Source organism: Lonsdalea iberica, from assembly GCF_002111585.1.
In the GTDB taxonomy this organism is placed as follows: Bacteria; Pseudomonadota; Gammaproteobacteria; order Enterobacterales; family Enterobacteriaceae; genus Lonsdalea; species Lonsdalea iberica.
This window is the reverse complement of record NZ_LUTP01000018.1, coordinates 25487-40102: the sequence shown is the minus strand read 5'-3', so window position 1 is coordinate 40102 and position 14616 is coordinate 25487. Positions and strand designations below refer to the sequence as shown.

Genomic DNA, 14616 nt, shown 5'->3' with positions numbered 1-14616 from the left:
GTAATGGAAATGACTGCTATCACCAGCCGCGATCTGACGCTCGGCTATCCGCATCAGATCATCATCGACCGGCTGAACATTCAGCTGCCGCGAGGCAAAATATCGGTGCTTATCGGTAGCAACGGCTGCGGGAAAAGTACGCTACTAAAGTCGTTCGCGCGGTTGCTGGCGCCACAAGCCGGTGCCGTCCTCCTCAACGGCGAGGACATCCATCGCCAGTCTACGGTCGCCGTGGCCCGGCAACTGGCGATCTTGCCGCAGCGGCCGGATGCGCCGGAGGGGATTACCGTCCGGCAGCTGGTCAGTCTGGGGCGCTATCCCTACCAGAACTGGTTTCAGCAGTGGTCGCAGGAGGATGAAGTCCGTGTCTCTCAGGCCTTGCAGCAGACCGGGACCACGGAGTTGGCCGAACGGCCGGTCGACGCATTGTCCGGCGGCCAACGACAGCGGGTGTGGATTGCGATGACGCTGGCGCAGGATACGGAGGTATTGTTGTTGGATGAGCCGACGACCTATCTCGATCTGGCGCATCAGATTGAAGTGCTGGATCTGTTGCGCGATCTGAACCGTCAGGCCGGTAAGACGATGGTTATGGTGCTTCACGACCTGAATCTGGCCTGCCGCTACGCCGATCACATGGTGGCGGTGCATAACCGCACGGTGTTTGCGCAGGGGCGACCCGCCGACATACTGACGGAGGCAATGGTGAAAACGGTGTTCAACCTGGACTGCCGTATTATCCCCGACCCCTTTTTCCAGACCCCGCTGTGTATTCCTTTTGGCCGCGAGCGGCCAGCGTCAGAGAAGGCGATCCGATGACTTACGACCTATTGCCGCGTCAGCAGAATGCGAGCGACGATCTACTGGCCCAGTGGCGGCGAATCGAGACCTCCACGCTCGGCCATCTGACGGATGAGGGCTATTTGCGCGGCATTCGAGCGTTGTCTCCGGGCGTCAGTGTGGCGGGGAATGTGGTGACCGTCAGCCTCCGGATGCCGGACGGCGGCGCACTGCGCGAGGCGCTGCTGCTGAGTCAGCCGGGCGATGTGCTGGTCATCGACGCGATGGAAGACGCCGAGCGTGCCTGCTGGGGCGAACTGAGAACGTTGGCGGCGCAAATCAAAGGCGTGGCGGGCGTGATCGTGTCAGGGGCAGTGACGGATGCGCGGGCGTTGCGAGTATTAGGATGGCCGGTATTCTGCCGCGGTGTCAGTGCCATCACCACGCGGGCACAGGGACGCGGCGGCGAGGTCAACAATTCCATCGTCGTCAGCGGGGTGACTGTTCGCCCCGGCGATATAGCGCTGGCAGATGATGACGGCGTGTTTATTCTGAGCGCGGAACGCGCGGCTCACTGGTTTTTGCGGGTGAGTGAGAAGTCGCGCGCCGACGCCGAACGTCGGAAAGATCTGATACGGCGTCGCGGCTAACAAACAATCGGGAGGCCCTGCGCGGTTCGGGAACCGCGACAGGTCAGGAGGAGAACACCAGTTCGCGTTTGGTGACCCGGAACCAAATGATCCAGCCGAGCCCGATGGCCGACCAGACCAGACCCAGAATCATGGAATCCTTTTCCAGATGTGCCCACATGACGCCAATGGTGCCGATGCCGAGCAGCGGAAGAATCAGGTTGAATAGCCACTCTTTGGCTGAGGACAGTCGTTTGTCTCTAACGACATGAAGGGCGATGACCGACGCGTTGACCGCGGTGAACGCCACCAGCGCGCCGAAGCTAATCAATGACACGGCGGTATCCAGCCCAAAGAACATGGCGCTCATCGATAGTCCGCCGATAAACAGTACGCAGTACAGCGGGCTGCCAAGACGCGGGTGGACATAGCTGAACAACGACCCTGGGAAAATCCCGTCGCGTCCCATGATGTGCAGCAGGCGCGCGGCGCTGGCGTGAGAGGCCAGCGCTGAGGCGAACGTATTGACGAGGATCGCCACCAGAAACAGCGACTGAAACAGCGCGCCGCCCACGTACAGAACGATTTCCGGCATCGCCTCTGAGGGGTTTTTGAACTGCGCGTTGGTCGGGTAATACAACTGAATGAACCAAGAGGCGGTGAAAAAGATGGCGCCGCCGATCAGGGCGGTGAGGAAGACCGCTCGGGGGATGGTGTGCTTTGGCGAGTGTGTCTCGTTGGACAAGGTCGTCACGGCATCGAATCCCAGAAAAGAGAAGCACAGCACTGCCGCGCCGCCAATGAGCGGGATCACGCTGGTGTCGCCGTTCAGCAGGGGGCGCAGGGTCCAGACGGCATGGGGACCGCCCTGATGGCTGACGCCCTGAATCACCAGATAGATGAACACGCCCATCAGCACGACGGGCGCACCGACAAAGAGAAAGTTCAGGTTGGCTAATAATTTGATATTGCGACTGTTGATCCAGGTGACCAGCAACGTGAAGACGACAATCCAAATCCATGGCGGTAGCTGGGGAAACAGCGACCTCAGGTAAATTCCCGCGAGCAGCGCGTTGATCATCGGCAGCAGCATGTAGTCCAGCAGCGAGGCCCAGCCGACCAGAAACCCGGCCTGATTACCGCAGGTTTTACGGGTGTAGGTATACGCTGAACCCGCTTCGGGAAAGGCTTTCACCATGCGGCCGTAGCTGAGCGCCGTAAGCAGAACCGCCACCAGCGCCAGCAAATAGGCGAGCGGCACGCGGCCTTCGGTGAGGCCGGATACAATCCCGAAGGTGTCGAAAACGGTCATAGGCGTCATGTAGGCGACACCAATAATCACCACCTGCCATAACCCCAGTTTTTTTTGGTTGTCTGCGCGCTCTTTCGCCATAACAGTATCCCGTTCCATCTAAGAATTTATGATTGCTATGCGCTAACGGCAGCAAATAATGTGCCATCGCCAGTGTGTTAAACGGAATAATCCGGCCGGGATAATACACGTTCCTACTGTTATCGCCTATGCCGCGAGGGAAAAGGTAAGTTGGCGCCGAATAACCCGGGAGGGGCTGTGCCTTTTTGCGACGACGTCATTGCACTCTTTCTCAGCATGAGACTCCGGTCAGGCACCAATATGGAACAATGGTTTGATGGCTGATTATCGAGACAAGAAATTATAGTCGCGCCAGCAAGGAAGATGGTAACAGACGATCGCATGATATAGGGGTATTAAAATAAGACGTCCAATCGTGTGATTGATTTCATCGTGGCGGTGGTTTAATGGTGTTATTATTTCTTTAATTGATTCGTATTTAGATTTTAATGACGCATGTTTATCTGCTAGGAATGCAGTGTTTTTACAGTACGCAGGAGTCGGGCTTTTCTTATATCGATAAGTCAGAGAACCATCCCTTTGACGGTCCGCTATTATTACCTGTAACGAAGTGCTTTTAGTGAATATTGTTTATTTTATTTTTATATTCTCAATAATAATTAAAATTGACAGTTTTTTAGATTGACCTTGGTTAAATTTAAATAAATGACATGGATATAGTGTGGCTGGGCATTTTGCGATTTTTTAATTAAGGAGACAGAATCAATGTATTCACTTCATGGAAATGCCTTTACCAAACAGGATGTTTATTTCGCGTTAAGAGATCGTCAGTTATTAACGCTCACCATTATGCTGGAAAACATTTGTAATTTTAAATGTCCCTTCTGCTATACCCAGACGCAAAAGTTCGACAACGAACTGTCTACAGAAGAGATCAAAAAAATGGTGGACGATGGATTGGCGCTAGGCATTAAAACCGTGTTGGTCGCGGGGGCGGGAGAGCCGCTGCTGGCGCGTAATTTCTGGGAAGTGATCGATTATATTGGCGATAAAGGTCTGCACTGTATCCTGTTCTCTAATATGACGGCGATTAACAGTGATACCGCAGAGAAACTTTATGCGCGCGACGTTTCTATTATCGGAAAAATTAATAGTTTCAAAGACGATGTCCAAAATGAAATCGTCGGTGGCATTCATAATGCCGCGTCTAAAATGCGACGTGGGTTGAAAAACCTCATGGACGTTGGCTTCAACCGTTTGGAAAAAGGAAATACCCGACTGGCGATTGAAACGTCAGTTTTACCGGAGAATATCGACGAGATTTACGATATTTGGAGTTATTGCCGCAGTCACACTATTTTTCCGTTGGTTGATACCGTGCTGTATGAAGGCAGCGCCAAACAGCATCGTTATGACGATTTTCTTGTGCCCTATACGCGTCTGGTTGAAGAGGTTAGCCGCATCCGGCAATATGATCGGGAGATGGGCTTCGAATGGCCAATTAAAATCATTAAGCGTGAAAACGATCGCGGAATTATCGTCGGCGAATTGGCCGGAGATTGTCATCGTATCGGTACGAATCTGAACGTGAATTCCATCGGGGACGTTTACGATTGTTTCAATATGAGCCAGCCCACTTACGGCAATATTCGTGAGCGCTCGCTGATCGATATATGGAATGCGGACCGTCCCGACGATAAAGCGTTACGTGTTCATGGTTTGTGCCATTGTCGTCATTTGGATGACAGGAGTTCGATAAAGGGAGAAATGGCATGTCTGAGCAGTGCGGTAAGTTAAGTCTACATCAAGGAGTGGGTTTTCTGGTTTCTACGCTGTTAGGTTCAGGTGTTTTTATTGTTCCGGCCATGGTGGCCGGACTTGCCGGACCGTGGGCGTGGTTGGCGTGGTTGGGAATGACGATGCTGGTGCTGCCCGTGGTCTTCACCTTCGCGCTGCTGGGGCGTCATTTTCCCCACAGCGCGGGTACAGCACACTTTGTTGAACTGGCCTACGGGCATCGCCTGCGGCAGAGCATCTCCTGGTTGTACCTTTCCGTCATCCCCATCGGTCCGCCGGTGGTGGTGATCACCGGCGCCAACTACCTGGCGTATTGCCTCGGGCTTTCCCCGGTCTACTGCGGTTATTTCGCGCTGCTCATGCTGTCGCTGATTCTGATCGTTAATGCCTTCAACGTCACGCTCTCGGGCAATGTGCAGTTCGGCATCACGGTGCTGACGGCGCTGGTCTTGATCAGCGTCATTGTGGTGGGCTTCATGGAAGCACCGCTCGCCGCTCCTAAGGTCATACCGACTGGCGGCGATGGCCTGTTGTCGTTCTTCAAGGCGATGGGCATTATTTTTTGGTGCTTCGTGGGCATTGAGGCTGTAGCGCATCTCGCGCCAGAATTCGCGTCTCCTGAAAGAGACTTTCCCCGCACAATTGTCATCTCTCTGACTATCGCGCTCAGCCTGTATTGCTTGTTGAGCTATACCGTGCTGCGTTTTTCCGCCTTCGGCAACGAAGTCGAAAATATCTCCTCGTTGCCCCGGCTAATTGGACAAGCCTTTGGTCGAACTGGGGCAATAGTCATCGGCCTGATGGGTTTTTTGACCTGTCTTGCCGCAGTCAATCTTTACATCATCAGTTTTACCCGATTGATTGTTTCGATGAAGGGAGAGGACGCGATAAGTCGTTGTCTGGCGTACCGTAACCGTTTTCATGCGCCGGTCGTGGCGACGCTGTTTGCGGTACTTCCCGTCGCCATCACCGTCGCCCTCAAGTACGGTTGGTCTATCGGTCTGGATAGCCTGATCGCCTGTGCTAACGGCGTCTTTGTGATGATCTATCTGGCGGCTTCTCTGTCGGCATGTCGCTTGCTTCACGGTCATCAACGAGTGATGGCGCTGTTGGCGAGCCTGTTTTGTCTTGGCGTCGCCGGAGTCATCGGTGACAACATGATGTATGCCGTCGTCATTATGTTGCTCGCCTTTGTCTGGAGTTCATGGCGCCTGCGTCAGACGACGCCTTCCGGTGACTCTCGGGCATAAAACATCCGAGCGAGCGGGCCCTATTCCGGGCCCGTATCCCACGGCGGCCTGCACCTAAGATCTGTTTTAACGAACGCTGCGCGATGCGCCGTGCTATTTAGCGGCTGGCGCATCGCGCGGCGCTTGTCATTTTCTCTCTACGACGGCATCACCCCCCAGGCAATTTCACATGTCATCCAGCTACCAATGGCTAACAGCAACATGGCCGGCACTTGCGAAAGGAAGAAATCGATATCGTTGACGCTCCGTTTTTTAAGCCAGGGAGACAGGTAGCAATACGCCAGATTGAACGCCGTAGTCCCCAGGCAAAACAGCGATCCCATCAGAATGACCTTATCGCCGGTGCTGCTCGGCGACATGAACTGGGAAAAGAAGGCCAGATAAAAGAGGCCCCCACGGAGGTTCTGCAGGCTGCGGGTTGTCCCCTGTAGAAAGAAGGATGAGGGATGTATTGTGGTCATCGCCGTGTGTTTAGACAAATAACGCGACGCGGGAGGCATACGGTAAATGCGGCAGCCTTCCCAGATTAAAAACAGCGCGCCCAACAGCTTGAGGACAGTCAGTACGACGGGGGGAGCCGCCAGCGTGAAGCTGACGATCAGCCAGGACAAAATGACATAGCAATAGTAGCCTAGCGCCAGTCCGACGATTCCGCTCAGGGCGGCTCTCTTGCCAAACCGATCAAAGTTACCGGTAATGCACTCCACATCCTTTCCAGGGATGGCGCAGAAGGTGAATGAGGCGATGAGAAACAGCGGCCAGTTAACGTCAGTCATGGGATCCCTCGGCCAGTCTGGGCGCCAATTTGCTTGGCAGCAGGTGGCCTCGACGCCATTTATTGAGTGCATCCGCCATTCCCGCCTCACCCGCCGGCGTCAACCCGTTGGCGCTCTGTTCGTGGCGTCGGCTGTACAACAAATAGAATTCCCCGCTGGCGAAATATTTCCAGCGCCGCGACCGCATAATCAGCGGCCCGCTGTGGCCCGCCTTTTCCTCTCGGTACAGCGTGTTATCGCTACAAGCCCATTTCATTTTTGCCTCAGATATTTTTAACGGTCTGATTATCGCAAGCCAAATAGGGTAAGGCGAGAGTGTGAAATAAAGCCTGTTCATATTGTGTAAAAGATAATTGTTTTTCATAAGAGTCACATCGTTAAAGTGAAAGAAAAAGGGAGCTGGCCGGTGGTTTTTTGCTTGGAAATAACGCCTAAGCAGAACCGGATGATAAAAAGAATACATAACTATTATTGGTAATAAAATAAACGGGAAGTGAGTAGTGGAATCGTTTACAGGAAGAGGGTGTACGGGAGTGTTGGCGCTGGAATGGGGAGGTTTTAATGGAACTATATGACAGTGCACTGTTTTTTTGCTGGGTGGCCGCATTGGGCTTTTCTGATGTAATCGGCCTCTATCAAATTTTATTTGCTGTTTTCGGTTCCCCTGTGCGAGAAAGCGTTCACCGATGGGAACTATTTTCAAGATCTTATATATCACCTTAAAATAAGGGGAATCCACTGCCGTTTGTTCAGCCACGATATTACACTCCTTGTAGCATTAGGCTTGGAGATAATCCGGTTTAGATTGAAGTTTATATCATTGAATACTTAATCTTACGGCATTTACGTTTTCACAATAATATCCCTTTTTGTTAAAAAGGGAAAGTTATGGCCGGTGAGATAAAATAAGACTGTTAAGGGAAAAGTCCGTCGCAAGCGGAGGAAATTAACGAGTTATTGCTTAATTTTTGTTGATTCGATCACCGGTTCGCAGTGCACCTCGAAATTCACCGAACGGGCGATGAAACACATTTCGTGAGCCTGATGGTGCAATTCACATGCCGTTTGCAGATTTGACTCTGCGGTCACGATCAGCCGTGGTCGCAGCGTGACCGACAGAAATTGTCCCGCGCCGTTTTGCTCCTCGACCATGACGCCCTCAGCGGCGTCCTCGTACTCCAGCACACTCACGCCTGCCCCGGCGCAAAGACCCAGATACCACAGCTTATGACAGGCGGAAAGGGAGGCCAGCAGCAGCTCCTCCGGATTCCACCGCGTCTCGTCGCCGCGAAAGCAGGGATCTGACGAGCCCGCGAGGGTGGAGGATTTCCCCTGGGCGCTGATTTCATGGCTGCGGCTATAGCCGCGATAGCTTTCAGTTCCGCTGCCCTGATTTCCCGTCCAACGTACGTTTACTCGGTAAGTATGCTGTTTTTCGGCCATGATATTCTTCATTGGTTTGATATGAGCGCGCTTGCAGGCAGCGGCACCTAGTGATAGGCGCGATAGAATTCATGTTATGTCAGTCTTGGTAGGCTCGGCAAGCAGTGGCTGGCCGCGATTGGGCCGGAATGTGAGAGCATTGAGTTGGAAAGGGGCTTCAGATAGGTTCGAACAATGAGGTCTCGGCGTGCGCAAGGCGAAAGTCGCGGGGACGAAGCGGGTTTGACTCGTTAACGTTATGCATGGCACCGAGGACGTTAACAGAACAAGAGGGTAACGGTGATGGGGATCATATTGCGTCCGATGACGCAGGCCGACTGCCTGGCTGGTTATCGACTTACCCAGCAGTTGCACTGGCCGCATCGGGTGGAGGATTGGCAGGAGGCGTTGCGACTGGGCGATGGGACGGTTGCCGAGTGCGAGGGGCAGATAGTGGGCACGGCGCTGAGCTGGCGCTGGGGAGCCGAGTGGGCCACGCTCGGTTTGGTTGTGGTCGATGCGGAATTTCAGGGGCAGGGCATAGGTCGTCGCCTCTTGGAACAGCGAGTCGCGGCGTTGGGCGAGCGACAGCTCAGGCTGCATGCCACCGTCGCCGGGCTTCCGCTGTATCAGTCGTTGGGCTTCACGGCGGTCGGCGAAACTCAGCAGTTTCAGACCGCCTGTCTGACGGCTGTTCCGCGCGTGGAAGATAAAGCTGAGCAGCGGCTTCGTCTTGCGCGCGAAGAGGATCTCCCCGACTTAACGGAACAGGACTGGCAGGCCAACGGTCTGGTGCGTTCGGCGCTGGTGTCCGATCTGTTTCGCCATGCGGAACTCTGGGTGTTGGAAGAAGGCGAGCGCATCGTCGGTTGGGGCGGCCGTCGTCGTTTCGGACGCGGCTGGACTCTCGGTCCGGTTATCGCTTGGCGCTTGCCGGATGCGCAGCGGATCATCGCACAGCTTATGCAGGACAGAATGGGCGATTTTGTGCGTATTGATACGCATGCGTCGCAGGGGCTGGGGGAATGGTTATCACGGTGCGGTCTGATGCAGGTAGATGCCCCGGTGGTGATGGTGCGCGGCGAACCGTGGAAGAATGATGGCAAGGGGCCTCGGGCGTTCGCGCTTATGTCGCAGGCTATGGCCTGAAAAAAAGAGAGGGACCCGGTAACGGGTCCCGTCATCGATTAATGCGCCAGTGAGCACTGGGGGTCGATCAGCTCAGAGGTCGAACCGCGGTTAAAGCCGAAGCGGACGCCCCGGTTAGCCAGCAGCAGTTTCTCGCCATCGGGCGTGACGGTCAACGCCAGTCCGTAGTTGTCTATGCTATCCCCCTGACGCTGTGCATAGGCGTAGAGCTCTTTAAAGGGGTCGTCTCGCGTCAAATCCTGCGTGGTCAGCTTCTTCGCCAGATAGCGATGTCCACGCAGCTCTTCGCCCAGCGGCTGCCAGTCGGTTGACAGGGTATTTCCCTGCTCGCGCAGCGTCTGGTAGGCCTCGGGCCTCAGGCAGGAGATATGGATGTGCAACTGTTCCTGCGTGCGCGCATAGCGTGAGTTGACGGCCAACACGAGGATATCATCCGGCAGCGTTTTACCTGCTTCGTGGGACAGGTGCTTACGGGCCTCCCAGGCGGCAGCGAAAAAAGGTGGAGCCGTGTGCGCTTGCAACGCGGGGCTTTCGATCCCGGAGATTTTCTCCGTCGGCAGCAATAGATCGTGGTAGGGACCATTTCTGTCTTTAAGTAGCGCGGATTGAGTACTGCTATTAACCGCAAGGCAAGGCGCGGGAGATCCCTGCTGCTGACTGGGGACGCACTTTTCCGAGACCGTATTCCACAGCGCATCGCTGCTGTCTCTAAACAGGAAGAACCCGACCAGCACCAGCAATACGATGACGGCAGCTGCCGCATACTTTATCTTCTGTTTCCTCTGCATGTATTACGCCTCCTGCATAATTGAACGATGGGCTCCAGATGAAAACCAGTTTGTATCCCATCCTCACAGCCGAGAGTGATAACGGTTACATGGTGGATAGAACCTGATTCTGAACCGAAATTTTACACCTTGTCGGGTCTGGAACCACAGATAATATAGCGGAGTTACACGGCGAAAACATGGGGGAGCCGGTATCAGCGCAAGGATAAATTGTTCGAACGCGCGGCAATGCGCTTTGTTTCCAGAGTATGCGCCTGACGAAATGTCCAACGCAGGGCGACTCAAAACGGTTGATGACGTGGCGTGCGCGCCGACCTTCTCCGTCGATAGGGGGAGGGGGCGTAGGCGGGGGATCTGGCGGTCTGAAAAATGCGGGTTGTGATGTCGCGGAGAAGGACTCACGCTTAGCCGGTTCGGTGCCGTTTACGGCATTTTGACGCATAGTCTTCAATTTGCTCAGGCGCGTGGCGTCAGAGCGAGTGGCGCAGAGGCGCTCTGCCGCCGCCAAGGTCCCAAAAATGGGCGGCATCCGGCTGTCAGGCGGCGACGGTCGCCAGATTTTCGGTCTTCCACAGCGCTTTCAGTATCGCATCGTTATCTACGGCGAAAGGCAGGAGCGCGGCGGAACGAATGCGCACATGGCGCGCTATGCTTTCTACCTGCTCCGGTTTGTCCGCCAATCCTAATTGGGTCAGCGTTAACGGACTGCCGAAGCGCGACAGCAGCGCGAGCAGCGGCTGCTGTTCCTCTTCCCGCTCGGTATTTAACAGCGCCTGCACCACCAGCCCGAAACCGACCTTCTCGCCGTGCAGCCAGTGATGCAGCTCGGGCTGGCGGGTCATGCTGTTATGAATGGCGTGCGCGACGCCGACGCGGGCCACATCGTCCTTCATGCTATTCGCTAATCCAGCCAGCGCAATATTAGCGTCGATGACCTGCCGCAGCGCGCTCGTGACGCGCTGTGCTTCAATATCCTTCAGCGCCTGGTCGCCGTGACGGTTAAACATTTCCAGCGCCAGACCTGCGGCCCGCGCCTTCAACACCAGCGCCAGCGACGTGGGATCCGCCTGCAAATAGGGTTGGAATTCGTACCACTTCGCGAGCGCATCCACGATGCCGGCTTTGAGATAGCGTGCGGGACTACGTGCTATCACCTCACTGTCCACCAGTACCCACACCGGCAGTCGTTTCAACGGCAAGGGGGCGACATGCGCGCCTCTGCCGTCATAGATCACGCTAATCGGCGACCAGGCGGCACAGGTGGCGGCAATGGTCGGGACGGCGACTACCGGCAACTGCCCCAGGAGGTCGCCGACGGCCTTAGCGCAGTCCAACGCGCGGCCGCCGCCGACGCCCAGAATCAGCTCGGCGTTCCATGTTCTGGCCGCCGTCGCCACCTGATCGATAGCCTGATGAGTACACGGACCTTGCTGGAAGGTCACTTCATACAAGATGTTATGTTGACGCAGGCTGGACTCAATAGCCTGAGATGTCGCCTGCCAGGCTTGAGGGCCAGTGACAATCAGAATGCGTGAGGCCAGCGGCCCGACAAAGTCGCCCACTTCGCTGATTAATCCGTCGCGGTTGAGATAGTTTTGCGGCGCCTGGATAGCCATCATGTGCAGAGTCTCGCGGGTAGGGAGAGAGATAGCTCACTTATAACAACGCCGGCTGGCGAATCAAAAGCACCAATCTGGCAATGCATTACTCCAAAAAGAGATAACTCACCGGCGGCTGAGCCCCTGCTCGGAACGCCGTGATGTCGGAGTGAAACGGCGTGGGGTTTTTTGCCGACGCCAGGCCGCTGAGCACCTTCGGCCCTGCCGATCCGTGCTTTCAGCTGACGCGCACACGCGTGATGGCGTGCGTCAGCGGCGGATGTTTTCCGCGCGCCAGCTTCACTGGATTAACGGTAATTATCTGATTAATCAGCATAAAAATTATTGCTGTGTATGGGGGTTCATAAAGCCATAGCGCTTTCGATAAAACTGATGGCGTGATATCTATGGGGTATCGACTCATTTTGAAGAGGCGCCTGACGAGTATGCTAACGCTACGTCAACTCCGGTACTTTATTGCCGTTGCCGAGACCGGCTCCATTTCGGCGGCCGCACAAACGGCCTTTGTTTCACAGTCGTCCCTCACGCTGGCGATCCAACAGTTGGAAACCGAGACTGGGGTGCGTTTGTTTGAACGTCACGCCAAAGGCATGACGCTCACGCATCAGGGGCATCAGTTTTTACGGCAGTCTTACCTGATTCTGGCGACGGTGGAAAATGCCACCCGTAGCCTGAGGAGCGGCAGTGAAAGCATTACCGGCTCCTTGACCGTGGGCGTGACGAGCCTGGTGGCGGGCTATTTCCTCGTCGACCTGCTTAAACATTTCAAAGACGCCTATCCCAATGTGGTGGTCCAGGTGGTGGAGGATGAGCGCCGCTACATCGAACATCTGCTGGTGAGCGGCGAGATCGACATCGGCGTGCTGATCCTCTCCAATCTCGAAGATCGCGCCGCCTTGCAGACCGAAGTGCTGTGCCATTCGCCGTACCGCCTGTGGCTGCCGCCGCTGCATCCGTTGTTAGAGCGCGAGAGTATCAGCCTGGCCGATGTGGTGACGGAGCCGTTAATTCAGCTCAATGTCGATGAAATGGATATCCACGCCCGGCAGATATGGAGTAAAGCCAGTCTGAAACCGGAAATTGCCATGAAAACCACTTCGACCGAAGCCGTGCGAAGCCTCGTCGCGGCCGGGATGGGGCTGTCCATCCTTCCAGACATGACGTATCGCGCCTGGTCGCTGGAAGGAAATATGATAGAAGCGAGCACATTGACCGATCCAATCGAACCATTAGAAATCGGTATGGCTTGGCGCAGAGGCAGTACCCGGCCCAAACTGGTTTCCCCCTTTCTTACCGTAGCCCGCGAAAACAGCGGGCTGCGCAAGAGTTCCTAATCCCACCAGTATTGAAATCGAACAGCATTCGATTTATTCGAATGCTGCATTCAATATTTAATAGTGGTTGATGGCCGCCGTGTTTTCCTATTGTGTTTTTAGACGCGCTATTTCACACCACGTTGGCGTTGGTTTTATGCAGATATCACCTTCCGGAGCGCGAAAGTAGAAACAGGGAGACGCGATGTCGGATGAGGAATTTATTGGCCGCTTTTCCAGCAAGCAGCTGATTGATGGGCAGTTGATTGATGGCGAGGGAACGTTGCAGGACATCGTTAACCCCGCCAATGGGGCGATTGTCGCCAGGCTGGGAGAAACGTCCGCCGGGCAGGTTGACGAAGCGGTAGAGGCGGCTCAACGAGCGTTCCCCTCATGGGCCAGGACCACGCCGGCGCAGCGCGCCATGGCACTGTTGCGTATTGCGGAGGCGATAGAGCAACAGGCCGCGTCGCTGGCGCAGCTGGAAGCTATTAACTGCGGCAAGCCGCTATATCAGGCGCTCAATGACGATCTTCCCGCCGCCGTCGACGTCTTTCGCTTTTTCGCCGGCGCGGTGCGTTGCCAGCAGGGGCAGTTGGCAGGTGAGTATTTGGACGGGCATACGTCCATGATTCGCCGGGACCCCGTCGGCGTCGTGGCCTCCATTGCGCCGTGGAATTATCCGCTGATGATGGCGGCCTGGAAAATCGCTCCAGCGCTCGCGGCGGGCAACACCGTCGTATTTAAGCCTTCCGAACATACGCCGTTGACCGTATTGGCGCTGGCGCCAACCTTCAAGGCGCTGCTGCCGCCGGGTGTGCTGAATATCATCACCGGGCGCGGCGAGAGTGCCGGCAGCGCGCTGGTCAATCATCGGAAGGTTCGAATGGTATCTGTGACCGGTGATATCGTGACCGGTCAGCGAATTTTGAACGCTGCCGTCAGCAACGTGAAACGCACCCATCTGGAGCTGGGCGGCAAAGCCCCGGTTATCGTCTGTGACGACGCGGATATCGATGATGCCGTCAAGGCGATCGCCACCTGGGGCTACTACAACGCGGGACAGGATTGTACCTCCGCCTGTCGGGTATATGCGCAGGCGGGTATTTATGCGCAGCTGGTTGACGCGCTCGGAGCCGCAGTGTCCCGTTTGCGTCTGGCGCAGCCGCGAGATGAAGACAACCATCTGGGACCCTTAATTAGCGCCCGCCAGCGCGACCGGGTTTCCAGTTTCGTCGAACGCGCGCTGAATCAACCACACATAGAACGTGTTACGAGTGCCAGCGCAGTGGACGGCCCCGGTTTTTACTACCCGCCGACGCTGTTAGCCGGTTGCCTGCAAAGCGACGAGATTGTGCAGCGCGAAGTCTTTGGCCCGGTAGTCAGCGTCACCCGGTTTACGTCACTCGAACAAGTGCTGTTGTGGTCGAACGAATCGGAGTATGGGCTGGCGTCTTCGGTGTGGACGCAGAATGTTGATACCGCCATGCAGATGGCGGCCAGTTTGCAATACGGGACGACGTGGATTAATAGCCATTTCTCGCTGGTTAGCGAAATGCCGCACGGGGGATTAAAACGTTCTGGATATGGTAATGACCTTTCAAGTTATTCATTACAAAGTTACAGCGTGGTTCGGCATGTTATGGCCAAATTTAAACGACAATTTTAATGCCGCGATGCGGTGATAGTATTTTCTTATTAATAAACGCCGACACAGATAATAAAAAATGGGTGGCGTTATCGTGCCAAAAATAAGCCAA

Annotated in this window: 13 protein-coding genes; 7 read left to right on the top strand and 6 right to left on the bottom strand. The window is 55.3% G+C overall.

Going from position 1 to position 14616, the window contains the following annotated elements; all coding sequences use genetic code 11:
* Nucleotides 1-9: 9 nt before the first annotated feature.
* Nucleotides 10-819 (top strand): ABC transporter ATP-binding protein, encoded by an 810-nt coding sequence (locus AU511_RS09005; RefSeq protein WP_094109461.1) that lies wholly within the window; start codon nt 10-12, stop codon nt 817-819.
* Nucleotides 816-1430 (top strand): RraA family protein, encoded by a 615-nt coding sequence (locus AU511_RS09000; RefSeq protein WP_094109444.1) that lies wholly within the window; start codon nt 816-818, stop codon nt 1428-1430. The genes AU511_RS09005 and AU511_RS09000 overlap by 4 nt, the downstream gene beginning before the upstream one ends.
* A gap of 43 nt (nt 1431-1473) precedes the next feature.
* Here AU511_RS09000 and AU511_RS08995 read toward each other — a convergent pair whose 3' ends face one another.
* Nucleotides 1474-2802 carry an APC family permease gene (locus tag AU511_RS08995; protein ID WP_094102034.1) on the bottom strand — a complete coding sequence of 443 codons (1329 nt, stop codon included), beginning with the start codon at nt 2800-2802 and terminating at the stop codon, nt 1474-1476.
* Between the two features lie 705 nt (nt 2803-3507).
* Between AU511_RS08995 and AU511_RS08990 the strand changes: the two genes are divergently transcribed.
* Complete coding sequence (locus tag AU511_RS08990) at nt 3508-4539, top strand: radical SAM protein (RefSeq protein ID WP_094109443.1); 1032 nt, start codon at nt 3508-3510, stop codon at nt 4537-4539.
* Complete coding sequence (gene yjeH / locus AU511_RS08985; RefSeq protein WP_085652631.1) at nt 4515-5789, top strand: L-methionine/branched-chain amino acid transporter; 1275 nt, start codon at nt 4515-4517, stop codon at nt 5787-5789. The genes AU511_RS08990 and yjeH overlap by 25 nt, the downstream gene beginning before the upstream one ends.
* 137 nt (nt 5790-5926) lie before the next feature.
* Here yjeH and AU511_RS08980 read toward each other — a convergent pair whose 3' ends face one another.
* The 3 genes from AU511_RS08980 to AU511_RS08975 all read right to left on the bottom strand — a co-directional run bounded on the left by AU511_RS08980 (nt 5927) and on the right by AU511_RS08975 (nt 8008).
* Nucleotides 5927-6565, bottom strand: coding sequence for a LysE family translocator (locus AU511_RS08980; RefSeq protein ID WP_167372012.1), 639 nt, complete (start codon nt 6563-6565; stop codon nt 5927-5929).
* The gene (locus AU511_RS17430) at nt 6558-6821 is read right to left on the bottom strand and encodes a hypothetical protein (RefSeq protein ID WP_139823951.1); all 264 of its coding nucleotides are present in this window, start codon (nt 6819-6821) and stop codon (nt 6558-6560) included. The genes AU511_RS08980 and AU511_RS17430 overlap by 8 nt, the downstream gene beginning before the upstream one ends.
* A gap of 698 nt (nt 6822-7519) precedes the next feature.
* A complete protein-coding gene (locus AU511_RS08975; RefSeq protein WP_094109442.1) occupies nt 7520-8008 on the bottom strand; it encodes an OsmC family protein in 489 nt (162 codons plus the stop codon).
* A 282-nt stretch (nt 8009-8290) separates the two neighbouring features.
* Between AU511_RS08975 and AU511_RS08970 the strand changes: the two genes are divergently transcribed.
* Nucleotides 8291-9136 (top strand): GNAT family N-acetyltransferase, encoded by an 846-nt coding sequence (locus AU511_RS08970; protein WP_094109441.1) that lies wholly within the window; start codon nt 8291-8293, stop codon nt 9134-9136.
* A 38-nt stretch (nt 9137-9174) separates the two neighbouring features.
* Here the strand turns inward: AU511_RS08970 and AU511_RS08965 are convergent, their stop codons facing one another.
* Both AU511_RS08965 and AU511_RS08960 read right to left on the bottom strand, forming a co-directional pair.
* Nucleotides 9175-9924: a CDP-diacylglycerol diphosphatase gene (locus tag AU511_RS08965; protein ID WP_094109440.1), complete on the bottom strand. Its 750-nt coding sequence runs from the start codon at nt 9922-9924 to the stop codon at nt 9175-9177.
* A gap of 536 nt (nt 9925-10460) precedes the next feature.
* Nucleotides 10461-11543 carry an iron-containing alcohol dehydrogenase family protein gene (locus tag AU511_RS08960; protein ID WP_094109439.1) on the bottom strand — a complete coding sequence of 361 codons (1083 nt, stop codon included), beginning with the start codon at nt 11541-11543 and terminating at the stop codon, nt 10461-10463.
* Between the two features lie 425 nt (nt 11544-11968).
* Between AU511_RS08960 and AU511_RS08955 the strand changes: the two genes are divergently transcribed.
* Both AU511_RS08955 and AU511_RS08950 read left to right on the top strand, forming a co-directional pair.
* Nucleotides 11969-12877: a LysR substrate-binding domain-containing protein gene (locus AU511_RS08955; RefSeq protein WP_094109438.1), complete on the top strand. Its 909-nt coding sequence runs from the start codon at nt 11969-11971 to the stop codon at nt 12875-12877.
* Between the two features lie 184 nt (nt 12878-13061).
* Nucleotides 13062-14525 carry a gamma-aminobutyraldehyde dehydrogenase gene (locus AU511_RS08950; RefSeq protein WP_094109437.1) on the top strand — a complete coding sequence of 488 codons (1464 nt, stop codon included), beginning with the start codon at nt 13062-13064 and terminating at the stop codon, nt 14523-14525.
* Nucleotides 14526-14616 lie beyond the last annotated feature (91 nt).

Excerpts from the sequence above, each read along its gene's own strand:
- AU511_RS08995 (WP_094102034.1), bottom strand. The coding sequence starts at position 2,802 with ATGGCGAAAGAGCGCGCAGACAACCAAAAAAAACTGGGGTTATGGCAG.
- AU511_RS08980 (WP_167372012.1), bottom strand. The coding sequence starts at position 6,565 with ATGACTGACGTTAACTGGCCGCTGTTTCTCATCGCCTCATTCACCTTC.
- AU511_RS08970 (WP_094109441.1), top strand. The coding sequence starts at position 8,291 with ATGGGGATCATATTGCGTCCGATGACGCAGGCCGACTGCCTGGCTGGT.
- AU511_RS09005 (WP_094109461.1), top strand. The coding sequence starts at position 10 with ATGACTGCTATCACCAGCCGCGATCTGACGCTCGGCTATCCGCATCAG.
- AU511_RS08950 (WP_094109437.1), top strand. The coding sequence starts at position 13,062 with ATGTCGGATGAGGAATTTATTGGCCGCTTTTCCAGCAAGCAGCTGATT.
- AU511_RS08955 (WP_094109438.1), top strand. The coding sequence starts at position 11,969 with ATGCTAACGCTACGTCAACTCCGGTACTTTATTGCCGTTGCCGAGACC.
- AU511_RS08990 (WP_094109443.1), top strand. The coding sequence starts at position 3,508 with ATGTATTCACTTCATGGAAATGCCTTTACCAAACAGGATGTTTATTTC.
- AU511_RS17430 (WP_139823951.1), bottom strand. The coding sequence starts at position 6,821 with ATGAAATGGGCTTGTAGCGATAACACGCTGTACCGAGAGGAAAAGGCG.
- AU511_RS08965 (WP_094109440.1), bottom strand. The coding sequence starts at position 9,924 with ATGCAGAGGAAACAGAAGATAAAGTATGCGGCAGCTGCCGTCATCGTA.
- yjeH (WP_085652631.1), top strand. The coding sequence starts at position 4,515 with ATGTCTGAGCAGTGCGGTAAGTTAAGTCTACATCAAGGAGTGGGTTTT.
- AU511_RS08975 (WP_094109442.1), bottom strand. The coding sequence starts at position 8,008 with ATGGCCGAAAAACAGCATACTTACCGAGTAAACGTACGTTGGACGGGA.
- AU511_RS09000 (WP_094109444.1), top strand. The coding sequence starts at position 816 with ATGACTTACGACCTATTGCCGCGTCAGCAGAATGCGAGCGACGATCTA.
- AU511_RS08960 (WP_094109439.1), bottom strand. The coding sequence starts at position 11,543 with ATGATGGCTATCCAGGCGCCGCAAAACTATCTCAACCGCGACGGATTA.